The organism is Mesorhizobium sp. M0166 (assembly GCF_040322255.1).
Lineage (GTDB): Bacteria > Pseudomonadota > Alphaproteobacteria > Rhizobiales > Rhizobiaceae > Mesorhizobium.
This window is the reverse complement of sequence record NZ_JAMYTD010000115.1, coordinates 1-887: the sequence shown is the minus strand read 5'-3', so window position 1 is coordinate 887 and position 887 is coordinate 1. Positions and strand designations below refer to the sequence as shown.

1 protein-coding gene is annotated in these 887 nt (G+C 63.2%); it reads right to left on the bottom strand.

What is annotated here, in order from left to right; all coding sequences use genetic code 11:
* Positions 1-765 (bottom strand): IS256 family transposase (locus NKJ46_RS34660; protein WP_352671849.1); only part of this gene is annotated, 765 nt, incomplete at its 3' end.
* Positions 766-887 lie beyond the last annotated feature (122 nt).

Genomic DNA, 887 nt, shown 5'->3' with positions numbered 1-887 from the left:
GAAGTGCACGTAGCAGCGCTGCCAGACCGCTTCGGGCAGCACTTCGCGGATTGCCGCCCTGAGCCCCGGATGGTCGTCGGAGACGACGAACTCGACGCCGGCGAGCCCGCGATTCTTGAGCCCCGTCACGAACTCGCGCCAGCTCGAATGGCTCTCCCGGTTGGCCAGCTCCACGCCCAGGACCTGGCGCCGGCCCTCCCAATCCACGCCGATCGCCACCAGCACCGCCTGGCTGGCGATCACGCCCGCCTCGCGAGCCCGTTCATAGCGCGCGTCCAAGATGAGATACGGATAGCTTTCCTCGAGCCGCTGCGTGAAGAACGCCTTGAGCGCCTCATCCAGCCGCATCGTCGCCTCGCTCACCGTCGAGGCCGAGAAAGAGTGGCCGCACAATTCCTCCGTCACCGCCTTCACCTTGCGGGTCGAAACGCCTTGTACGTACATCTCGACCAGCGCCGACACCAAGGCCTTCTCCGAACGCTGATAGCGCTCAAACAACTCCGTCGAGAACCGGCCCGTCCGATCCTGCGGAACGCGAAGTTCCAGCACCCCAACCCGCGTCACCAGCTTGCGCTCGTAATACCCGGACCGGTAACTCACCCGCTCCGCCGTCCGCTCGCCTTTCTCGGCCCCGATCGCCTCCGTCATCTCGGCTTCCAGAGCCTCCTGCACGACAGTCTGCAATACCTGGCGAAAGCCGTCCTCATCCGACAGCAGCAACGCTTTCAACTCGCCCCTGCTCAGTTTAACTTCTCGATTGGTCATGGCACTTCCCCTTCCACGGGAATCGGTGATTGCAACGTCACCACCGTGCCATGGCCGCTCGCCCTTCAGAGCAAGCGCCGTTCTCTCTCCAAAACTTTTTGCAGAACCTTCAGGACACTATC